General features: G+C 64.8%; 8 protein-coding genes and 1 tRNA gene. 5 read left to right on the forward strand and 4 right to left on the reverse strand.

Annotated elements, in window-relative coordinates:
* The first annotated feature begins 53 nt into the window (after positions 1–53).
* Positions 54–758: a glycosyltransferase family protein gene (locus tag QQJ84_RS12785; protein ID WP_348522682.1), complete on the forward strand. Its 705-nt coding sequence runs from the start codon at positions 54–56 to the stop codon at positions 756–758.
* A gap of 20 nt (positions 759–778) precedes the next feature.
* Here QQJ84_RS12785 and alaS read toward each other — a convergent pair whose 3' ends face one another.
* The 3 genes from alaS to QQJ84_RS12800 are packed head-to-tail and all read right to left on the reverse strand — an operon-like array spanning position 779 to position 5,053.
* Complete coding sequence (gene alaS, locus QQJ84_RS12790) at positions 779–3,412, reverse strand: alanine--tRNA ligase (RefSeq protein WP_284258625.1); 2,634 nt, start codon at positions 3,410–3,412, stop codon at positions 779–781.
* A 54-nt stretch (positions 3,413–3,466) separates the two neighbouring features.
* Positions 3,467–4,213 (reverse strand): GDSL-type esterase/lipase family protein, encoded by a 747-nt coding sequence (locus QQJ84_RS12795; RefSeq protein WP_284258626.1) that lies wholly within the window; start codon positions 4,211–4,213, stop codon positions 3,467–3,469.
* A gap of 3 nt (positions 4,214–4,216) precedes the next feature.
* Complete coding sequence (locus QQJ84_RS12800) at positions 4,217–5,053, reverse strand: undecaprenyl-diphosphate phosphatase (RefSeq protein ID WP_284258627.1); 837 nt, start codon at positions 5,051–5,053, stop codon at positions 4,217–4,219.
* A gap of 102 nt (positions 5,054–5,155) precedes the next feature.
* Between QQJ84_RS12800 and QQJ84_RS12805 the strand changes: the two genes are divergently transcribed.
* The 4 genes from QQJ84_RS12805 to QQJ84_RS12820 all read left to right on the forward strand — a co-directional run bounded on the left by QQJ84_RS12805 (position 5,156) and on the right by QQJ84_RS12820 (position 9,237).
* On the forward strand, positions 5,156–6,400 hold the full coding sequence (locus QQJ84_RS12805; RefSeq protein WP_284258628.1) for an SLC13 family permease: 1,245 nt from the start codon (positions 5,156–5,158) through the stop codon (positions 6,398–6,400).
* 49 nt (positions 6,401–6,449) lie between these two features.
* Entirely contained in the window at positions 6,450–7,892 is a 1,443-nt protein-coding gene (locus tag QQJ84_RS12810) for an oligosaccharide flippase family protein (protein ID WP_284258629.1), read from the forward strand.
* 59 nt (positions 7,893–7,951) lie between these two features.
* Positions 7,952–8,830 carry an N-formylglutamate amidohydrolase gene (locus tag QQJ84_RS12815; RefSeq protein WP_284258630.1) on the forward strand — a complete coding sequence of 293 codons (879 nt, stop codon included), beginning with the start codon at positions 7,952–7,954 and terminating at the stop codon, positions 8,828–8,830.
* A 314-nt stretch (positions 8,831–9,144) separates the two neighbouring features.
* Positions 9,145–9,237 (forward strand) — tRNA-Ser (locus tag QQJ84_RS12820).
* Between the two features lie 305 nt (positions 9,238–9,542).
* Here QQJ84_RS12820 and QQJ84_RS12825 read toward each other — a convergent pair.
* Positions 9,543–10,211: a hypothetical protein gene (locus tag QQJ84_RS12825; protein WP_284258631.1), complete on the reverse strand. Its 669-nt coding sequence runs from the start codon at positions 10,209–10,211 to the stop codon at positions 9,543–9,545.
* Between the last annotated feature and the right edge of the window lie 95 nt (positions 10,212–10,306).

The raw sequence follows: 10,306 nt of genomic DNA on the forward strand, positions 1-10,306 counted from the left end.
GAGCATTTCCAGGACAACCGAAGCCGAGCCACACAAATGATCGCAGCGGTTTAATGAATCGCCCTGATGTGCTGGTGGATGGCGATGATACCTATGACGCCGCCGCCGCGCCGGAGATGGTCAGGCTGCTGCTGGAAGAACAGCTCGATATGGTCAACGGGCAGCGTAACGTCGCGGGCGTGGAAACGCAGGCCTACCGGCGCGGGCACCGGATGGGCAACCGCGTGCTCTCGGGGCTGGTGCGGATGGTTTTTGGTGACCGGATCAGGGATATGCTCTCGGGCTACCGGGTGTTCTCGCGCCGGTTCGTGAAGACATTTCCGGCCCTGGCGTCAGGGTTTGAGACCGAAACGGAATTCACAATCCACGCGCTGGATTTGATGATGCCGCTGGCCGAACTGCCGGTGAGCTACCGCGAGCGCCCGGCTGGGTCGGCCTCCAAGCTGCGGACTTATTCCGATGGGTTGCGGATTTTGCGGACGATTCTGGTGCTGGTGAAGGAAGAACGGCCATTGCAGTTTTTTGCGCTGGCGGGTGTGCTGCTGATGCTGCTGGCCATTATGCTCGGCGTGCCGGTCGTTTCGGTTTATTTGCGCACCGGGCTGGTGCCGAGATTGCCGACCGCGGTGCTCTCGACCGGGATCATGATGATCTCGTTTCTCTCCTTCGCCTGCGGCCTGATTCTGGATTCCGTGGCGCGGGCGCGCAAGGAGGCCAAACGGTTGGCATATCTGGCGATAGCGCGCTGGGGGGCGTGAGGCCCCCAGCACTTCACAGGTTAAAGAGTTTTGCGGATGGCGGCGAGCGCGGCTTGCCAGGCGTTGCCGTCCGGGCCGCCGGCCTGGGCCATGGTTTTGTTGCCGCCGCCGCCAGCCCCGCCAACCGCCGCCGCGGCGAGGCGGACGAGGTCGACCGCGCTGTGGGTGGATGAGAGATCATCCGAGACGGCGGTGATGATCGCGGCCTTGCCTTCGGCGGTGGCAATGAGGGCGATGATGCCGGAGCCGATGGATTTAAGCAGCTCGGTGGCGATGGGCTTCAGCTCCTTCGCCGGGATGTCGCCAACATGGCGCAGCAGGGTTTTAACGCCGTTGATGGTCTCGGCGCTGGCGGCGGCGCTGCTGAGCACCAGTTTCTTTTGCAACTCGGCGACCTGGCGTTCCAGCCGCTTTTTCTCGTCCTGGAGCTGGGTGATGCGGGCGGGGAGTTCGGCGGGCTGAGCCTTCAACGTGGCGGCGGCTTGCGCGAGGAGGCGGGATTCGTCCTCGACGGCGGCGATGGCGGCCGCCCCCGCCAGAGCCTCGATGCGGCGCACACCGGCGGAGACCGCACCTTCGGAGGTGATGCGGAAGAGGCCGATGTCACCGGTGCGTGAAACATGGGTGCCGCCGCAAAGCTCGACCGACCAGGCGGATTTGGTGTCATCGGGGTTGCCCATGCCCACCACGCGGACCTCATCGCCGTATTTTTCACCAAAAAGCGCCATGGCGCCTAGCTTAACGGCTTCATCCGGGGTCATCAGCCGGGTTGTGACTTCGGCGTTTTCGCGGATGCGGGTGTTCACCTCGCGCTCGACGATGGCCAGCTCTTCCGCCGTGATCGGGCGGGGCTGGGAGATGTCAAACCGCAGGCGGTCCGGCGCGTTGAGGGAGCCTTTTTGCATGACATGGGTGCCAAGGGCGCGGCGCAGCGCCTCGTGCAACAGATGGGTGGCGGAGTGGTGCGCGCGGATGGCGCCACGGCGGGTGTGGTCGACGGTGGCCAGAACGGGCTGGCCGGTGCGCGCGGTGCCCGCTTCCACCACGCCGAGGTGGACGAAGAGTTCGCCAAGCTTCTTTTGTGTGTCGGTGATGCGGATGCGCAGATTATCGGGGCCGGTGAGGTAGCCGGTGTCGCCCACCTGGCCGCCGCTTTCGGCGTAGAAGGGGGTCTGGTTGAGCAGGATGGCGACGGATTGCTCCGGCAGCGCGTGATCGGTTGGCTGGCCGTCGACGATGAGGGCGGTGATACTGGCCTCGGCGGTTTCGGTGGCGTAGCCGAGGAATTCCGTGGCGCCGAGCTGTTCCTTCAGCTCAAACCACACGGTTTCGGTCGCGGCCTCGCCAGAGCCGGCCCAGGCGGCGCGGGCGCGGCGGCGCTGTTCGTCCATGGCGGCGTTGAAGCCCTCGATGTCGACGGTCTTGCCTTGTTCGCGAAGGGCGTCCTGGGTGAGGTCGAGCGGGAAGCCAAAGGTGTCGTAGAGTTTGAAGGCAACGGCGCCGGAGAGCGAGCCGCCGGAGGGGATGGTTTCGGCTTCGTCGTTGAGCAGGGAAATGCCGCGATCGAGCATCGCGCGAAAACGGTTTTCCTCGAGTTGCAATGTCTCGGTGATGAGCGGTTCGGCGGCGGTGAGTTCAGGGTAGGCCTGGCCCATTTGGCGGACCAGCGCGGGGACGAGGCGGTGCATCAGCGGTTCGGTGGCGCCCATGAGGTGGGCGTGGCGCATGGCGCGGCGCATGATGCGGCGGAGCACATAGCCGCGCCCCTCGTTGGAGGGGAGCACGCCGTCAGCCATCAGGAATGAGGTGGAGCGCAGATGGTCGGCCACCACGCGGTGGCTGGTCTTGAACCTGCCGTCAGGGTCCTGGCCGGTGGCTTCGGCCGAGGCCATGATGAGGGCGCGCAGGGTGTCAGTGTCGTAATTGTCGTGCTTGCCTTGCAGGATGGCGGCGAAGCGCTCCAGGCCCATGCCGGTGTCGATGGAGGGGCGGGGCAGCGGGTTACGGGTGCCGGGCGGGCCTTCCTCATATTGCATGAACACGAGGTTCCAGATCTCGATGAAGCGGTCGCCGTCTTCATCCGGGGAGCCGGGCGGGCCGCCGGGGATGCCCTCGCCATGGTCGTAGAAAATTTCTGAGCAGGGGCCGCAGGGGCCGGTGTCGCCCATTTTCCAGAAATTATCGTCGGTGGGGATGCGGATGATTTTTTGGTCCGCCACCCCGGCGATTTTTTTCCACAGATCGGCCGCTTCGTTATCCGTGTGGTAGACGGTGATGAGGAGTTTGTCTTTCGGCAGACCAAAATCCTTGGTCAGCAGGGTCCAGGCGTGGAGGATGGCCTGCTCCTTGAAGTAGTCGCCGAAGGAGAAATTGCCCAGCATCTCGAAGAAGGTATGGTGGCGGGCGGTGTAGCCCACATTATCGAGGTCGTTATGCTTGCCGCCGGCGCGGACGCATTTTTGTGACGAGGTGGCGCGGACGTAGCTGCGCTTCTCCTGCCCGGTGAACAGGTTCTTGAACGGCACCATGCCGGCGCTGGTGAAGAGCAGCGTCGGGTCGTTGCGCGGCACCAGCGGGGCGCTGGGCACGACCGTGTGGCCGTTGCGGGCGAAGTAGTTGAGGAAGGTGGCGCGGATGTCGTTGCTGGTAACCATGTTACCGGGATTACAGGTTTGCCTGGTTTTCGCCAAGTCTGGGGGCGGAGGAAGTTACCGGGCGTATTTTTCGACCTCCGGCTGGATGAAGGCGGCGATGCGGGCCATGCCGGTGGCGTTGGGGTGCAGGGCGGGCTCCGGCGGGGTCAGGCGCGGGTCGACATAGAGGGAGGCGTCGGTTTTGCCGTTTTTTTGCAGCACGCGGCTGACATCGATGAAGGTGACGTTGGGGTTGCCCGCGTAGTGGCGGGCCAGGGCGGCGTTGGTGGCGGTGGTTTGGGCGTCGACCCAGGGGGAGCGGATGGAGGGCAGCACGCCGAGCAGGATGATGTGGGAGCCGGGCAGACGGTGGCGGGTGTTGGTTACCACCGCCTCGATGCCGGGGACGGTCATGGTTGCATCCCAATGCACGCGGCCAAAGTTGTTGGCGCCAATGAGGATGATGGTGAGGCTGGGGTGCAGCCCGGCGACCTGGCCGTGGTCAAGCCGCCAGATGAGGCTTGAGGTGGTGTCGCCGATGATGCCGAAATCAAGCGCGGCATAGGGGGCGTAGTAATGGTTCCAGACGGGGAGAATGTCGTCATAGCCATGGCCGCCGTGGCGCTGCCAGTAATAGGTGATGGAGTCGCCCAGCCAGATGATTTTGGCGTTGGGGTTGGCTTTGGCTTGTTCCAGCGTCTGGGTGAAGCGGGCCTGCCACCAGGGAAGGCTGGTGCGGCCGATCGGCGCTTCGGCGAGGTTGACACCGGCATGGGCGGATAAGGGGGCGAGCAGGCAGAGGGCGAGGAGCAGGCGCTTCATGGCTTACAGGCCAATCAGCAGTAGGACGAAGCTGGCAGCGCCAAACAGGCCGCAATACCAGGCGAAGGGGAGCAACGCCCAGGAGTCATGGTCGCGGAAATAGCGCATGAGGAAGGCCGTGCTGGCATAGGCGACCGCGCCCGCCACCACGGCTGCCAGGGTGGCGAGGCCGAACAGGGAGTGCAGCTCGTGCGCATGGGCTAGCTTGGGGATCTCGAGCACGCTGGCGGCGAAGATGATCGGTGTGCCCATGAGAAAGGAGAATTTGGCGGCTTCCTCATGGGCAGCGCCGCGGCGCAGGCCGCCGACGATGGCAGCGCCAGAGCGCGAGATGCCGGGCAGGAAGGCGAGACACTGGAACAGGCCGATGATGAGCGCGTCCATGTTGCTGAGCGTGGCGCTGCGGCGCAGGGCGCGGCCGCGCAATTGCTCGCCGAAAAACAGTAGCCCCGCGTTGGCGATGAGGAACAGCGCGGCGATGAGCGGGCTGGCGAAGAGATGCGCCACCGGCTTTTTAATGATGAAGCCGATGATGACGGCGGGAAGGGTGGCGATGATGAGCCGCAGCACCAGGGCGCGCTGGGTTTGCACCTCGGTGGTGTAGCCCATGCCGAGAGTTCCGCGCAGCATGGCCAGCCAGTCAGCGTAGAAAAACAGCAGCATGCCGATGGCGGTGCCCAGATGCAGCATGACGAGAAACGGTAAAAAGCTGGGGCTGGCCTGGTCGATGCCCCAATGCAACAGGGCGGGCACGACGACGGCATGGCCGAGGCTGCTGACGGGGAACAGCTCGCTCGCCCCCTGCAGGATGGCGAATAAAATGGCATGCAAGAAACTCATGTGGACTCCCTGGGCGGCATGGCTCCCTTTGCCGCATTGCGGAAAATTTTGCCACTGCTAAGCCGGACGCATGAAGAGTTTTAGCAAAGTTTGCGGGGCGGCATGGCGGTGACGGCGTGGGTGATCTGGGGCGTCGTCGCGCTGGGCGTGGGCGGGGTTATTTTGCGGCCCTGGGGGGTGCGCGAGGTGGTTCCGGCGCTGGCCGGGGCGCTGGCGCTGGTGGTTTTTGGCCTGTTGCCGGTGGGGGCGGCGCTGCGCGGGGTGGCGCAGGGCACGGATGTTTATCTGTTTCTCACCGGCATGATGATCCTGGCCGAGCTGGCGGCGGACCAGGGGTTGTTCGCCTGGGCGGCCGGCTGGGTGGCGCAGCGGGCGGGCGGCTCAGCGGCGCGGCTATTTGCGATGATCTATGGCATGGCCGTGGTGATCACGGCGTTTCTCTCCAATGATGCGACGGCCGTGGTGTTCACCCCCGCCGTGGCGGCGATGGCGCGGGCGGTTGAGGCGAAGCAGCCGTTGCCGTTTTTGTTGATCTGCGCGTTTGTCGCCAATGCGGCCTCGTTTGTGCTGCCAATTTCCAACCCGGCCAATCTGGTGGTCTACGGCGCGGCGCTGCCGCCGTTGCTGGGGTGGGTGCGCCAGTTTGGGCTGGCATCGGTGGTGGCGATCGGCGCGACGTTTTTGCTGCTGCGCTTTACGCAGCGGCGGGCGCTGGCGCAGCCGATTATGGCGCAGGCGCACCGGCCGGAGCTTTCCGCCGGGGGGCGGCATGCGGGGCTGGGGATTGCGGGGACGGCGGTGGTGCTGATGGGGGCTTCGGCCTGGGGGGTGCCGCTGGGGCTGCCGACGTTGTTGTGCGGCCTGGGCACCGCTGCGGTGGTGCTGCTCCCCGCGCGGCTGGCGCCGTGGCCGATGGTCAAGAATATTTCATGGGATGTGCTGCCGCTGGTGGCCGGGTTGTTTGTGATGGTGGCGGCGCTGGACCGTACGGGTTTGGTGGGAGCGTTGGCAGCGGCATTGCGGCAGGCAGGCGGGGCGGCTGGCTGGAGGGCGGGGCTTGGCCTCGGGGTTTTGGTGAATCTGGTGAATAATCTGCCGGCCGGGCTGTTGGCGGGGCATGCGCTGGCGCAGGCGCAGCTGGCGCCGCAGGTGAGTGCCGCGGCGCTGGTGGGGATTGATCTCGGGCCGAATTTGTCTGTCACCGGCTCTCTGGCGACGATCTTGTGGCTGACGGCGCTGCGCCGGGCGGGGCTGCATGTGAGCGCCTGGCAGTTTTTACGAATCGGGCTGGTGGTGATGCCGCTGGCGCTGCTCGCGACGGTGGCGGTGGTGGCGCTGTACCCGTAGACGTTGTGGCGCCGCCCCCGCTACGGTGGGGCGGGGAGGATGTTCGGGCATGAATCTGGCGCGCGGCGCGGCACGGGGGGCGGCCTGGAGTTTTGCCGCCGTGCTGGTGGAGCGTGGTTTTGGATTTGTGATCCTCGGGTTGCTGCTGCGGGTGATCCCGGCCTCGGTGGTGGGGTTGATCGCGATTGCCTCGGCGATTTCGGAGCTTGCGCGCGTGGTGGCCAATAGCGGCGCGGGCGAGCAGGTGCAGGCCAACCCTGGTGACCGCGCGGTGGAGGCGGGGGCGTTCTGGTCGCAGGGGTTTGCCTCGCTGGTGTTCATGGCGGTGCTGTTCGCGATTTCGCCCTCGGTGGCGCGCTTGTATGGGCAGCCGCAACTAAGCCTGGTGCTGCGGGTGATGGCAGTGAATGTTCTGCTCACCGCATTCCTGATTGTGCCCTCGGCGCGGCTGACGGCGCAGTTTCGCTTCAGGGCGATCGGGTTGATCTCGCTGGGCAGCACAATGGCCGGCGGGTTGGTGGCGTTGCCGTTCGCCTATCGTGGATACGGCGTGGCGGCGATGATCGCCCAGCGCATGGCGGGCGTGGTGTTTTATGCGCTGGTGGCGGCCGTGGCGGCGCGCTGGGTGCCGCCCGCGCTGCCGCCGGGGCGGGTGCTGCGGGAAAGTTTCCGGTTTTCATGGCCGCTGATGCAGGCGGCGTTTGTCGATTACATCTCGCTCACCGGTTATGTGATGCTTGTGGGCCTGCGGATGCCGGTGGCGCTGCTGGGGCAATTGCGGATCGCGCAACGGCTGGCGGAGGTGTTGCAGGAGGTGGCGTTTTTGCCAGGGCGCAAGGTGTTCATACCGGTGTTTGTCGCGGTGCGTGGCGAACCGGACCGCCAGTTTGAGACCACGCGGCAGATGCTGGATATGCTCTCGATGGTGATCTTTTTTGCGAGCGCCGTGTGCGGGGCGGCGGCAAGGCCGATTGTGCTGCTGATGTTCGGGCCGCACTGGGCGGCGGCGGCGCCGGTGTTCGCAATTCTCACGCTGATGGCCCCCGCGAGCGCGCTTTATGGTGTGATCAACCCGCTGCTCACCGCTGCCGGGCGGACGCGGCTGGTCTCGCATTACGCCTGGGCGAATGTGGCGGCGATTATGCTGGCGGCGTGGTTCGCGGCGCCGTTTGGCCTGAACGCACTGGCCTGGGCGCTGGCGGGGCGGGGGGTTTTGGGGGTGGGACTTTTCGCCGCGGCGCTGCGGCAGGGGCTGGGGCGGCCGGTGGGGGCGATATTGCGGCTGTTGGTGTTGCCCTGTCTGGCGCTGGTGGCGGCGCGTCTGGCGGGGTGGTGCGCGCTGGTGGCGATGCCGGGGCTGGGGCTGGCGGGGCAGCTTGTGTTGGCGGGCGGGGTCGCGGCGCTGGTGTTTGCGGGGATTGTAATGGCCGCGGCGCCGGCGCGTATGCGGGCGATGGCCATGCGGTTGCGCCGCGCCCTGCTGGGGGGCTGATAACCCTGTATTCACTTGCCCCGGCGGGGGGGAGCTGGTTGAATGGGCCATGGCCCGCGATGAGTGAAACCGCCCCCTTTTCCCTGCTGCGACCGCTTCACCAGAGCGTGCCGGTGGTGCTGACTTCGCCACATTCGGGCCGGCGCTATGAGGCGGATTTTTTAGCGGTCTCGCGCCTGGATGCCATCGCGATTCGCCGTAGCGAGGATAGTTTTGTCGAGGAGCTCTTCGCCGCCGGGCCCGCGCTTGGCGTGCCGTTGCTGGCGGCGGAGTTTCCGCGCGCCTGGTGCGATGCGAACCGCGAGGCGTGGGAGCTGGACCCGGCGATGTTTGAGGATGCGCTGCCGGATTTTGTGGATACCAAAAGCCCGCGCGTGCGCGCCGGGCTGGGCACCATCGCCCGCGTGGTGGGCAACGGCGAGCCGATTTACGCCGGAAAATTACGGTTTGCCGAGGCGCGCGCGCGCATAGATGCCTGCTGGCAGCCGTTCCATGACGCGCTGGGCGGTTTGATTGGGCAGACGGTGGCGCGTTTTGGCTCTTGTCTGGTGATTGACTGCCATTCCATGCCCAGCCAGGTGGGGCGGCAGGCGGGCAGGGCGGACATTGTGCTGGGCGATTCCTACGGCAACGCCTGCCTGCCGGCCTGGATGGCATTTTTTGAGGCCAGTTTTGCGGGAATGGGGCTGCGGGTGCGCCGCAACGACCCCTATGCGGGAGGGTATATCACCCGCCATTACGGCCGCCCGCGCGAAGGGGTGCAGGTGGTGCAAATAGAGGTGGCGCGGGGGCTGTATATGAATGAGCGGCATTTTACCCGTAGCGCGCAGTTTGAGGCGGCGCAGCGCAATATGTCGGAGTTTCTGGCAGCCGTGATCGAGGCGAGTGCGCTTTGGGGAATGGAAGGACCGTCTACCCGCTCAGCCGCCGCAGAATAAAATAAAAAAAAGGCGGCGCCGAAGCGCCGCCAAGTTTAGGGAGGAAACGTCCAAGAAACAGGAGAGCAAGCTCATCCTGTGACTTCTTATTAGAGGGAAGTGAGGAATGAAGCAAGAAAAATTTTGCAGTGCAGCAATTTTTAGTGTTTAATTTTTGGTAATTTGATGAAAATCAATGGGTTGAATGGGAATTGCGCCGCATAAATTGCGGGGGGTTCAGAGAATCCCATGATGAAGGGCATGGAAGGCTTTACCTTGCCCCTGACGCACCTTATGAGGCAACAATGCGCCGGCTCATTGGAGCCGCGCCTTGCGGAGGGGTGGCCGAGAGGCTGAAGGCGGCGGTTTGCTAAACCGTTATACGCTGTCAAGGCGTATCGTGGGTTCGAATCCCATCCCCTCCGCCAGCTCCTTAACAAATTGATATTGCTTGCTTTTCTGGCGGCCATTTTGGCATTGTACGCAGGATTGTACGCAAAATTATGCACGGACGGCACCTGACCAGGAGCGGCGGCAGCTGGATTTTCCAGATTCGCGTGCCACGCGTATTTAAAACATTGCAATCGCTGGGGTGTATCAGGCTTAACTTGGGTCTGCTCGATAAACGGGCTGCGCAGGTTGCGGCACGGACACTCGCGGTCTCGGCACAACGGGCGCTCGGCGAGGCTGAGGACGGGTTGATGACGGCAAGGTATATGGATGGAAGCGTCGATCAAGCCGCGATCCGCAACGCGGTTAGAAGGATTTTCCGGGCTTCGTCGGTGGTGTACGGACGCTTCTTGGTCTTTTTCTTGCGGACCTTCGCGGGCGGTAAGATGCCCTTGAACGGGTTGTCGGTTGCCTTTCCGTGAGCGATGGCCCAGCGCCACACGGACGACATTTCGCTGATGTCGTTGCCGATGGTGGAGGCGCGCTTCTTCCCATTTGCAAGCATGTCCTCTTTCCACCGCACGGCGGCGTCCCGCGTGACCTGGGTCACGTCATCATGGCCCAGGAACGCCGCGAGGCGTTGGGCCGTGCGGGAGCGTTCATGGTAGGACCGGGGAATTGGCGTGGCGTCGGGGTTGTAACCCGCGTTCAAAGACCAGCCCCGCACGGCATCCTCAAAGGTCACGCGCGGCTTGCCCTTGGTTGGCTTGTCCGTGGCCTTGCGGGGCAGGGCGGAGGCGTCGGGGTAGCGGGCGGCGTATTCGTCTGGCCCGTAGTCGCCGGTTGCCCGTCGCAGCATGGTTTCCGCTAACTGGACCTTGGCAAGCCAGAGCGCCTGGGCGGTGGCCCGGACCGAAGCGCCGTCAGCGATTATCTCACGGTCTGCAAGCAGGCTCTCCGCTTCCGTAATGTCGCGCCGCGCCCGTATCGTCATCGCGGGAGCGGGCATCAAGCAGGTCTTCCTTAATAAGCTGCCAGTTCTCACGGGTTCCCGGCTCGGCTTCCTCGGCGGTTAATTGGGCCTTGTAGTAGTCGCCCGCGATGGCG

The organism is Acidocella aquatica (genome assembly GCF_030160635.1).
In the GTDB taxonomy this organism is placed as follows: domain Bacteria; phylum Pseudomonadota; class Alphaproteobacteria; order Acetobacterales; family Acetobacteraceae; genus Acidocella; species Acidocella aquatica.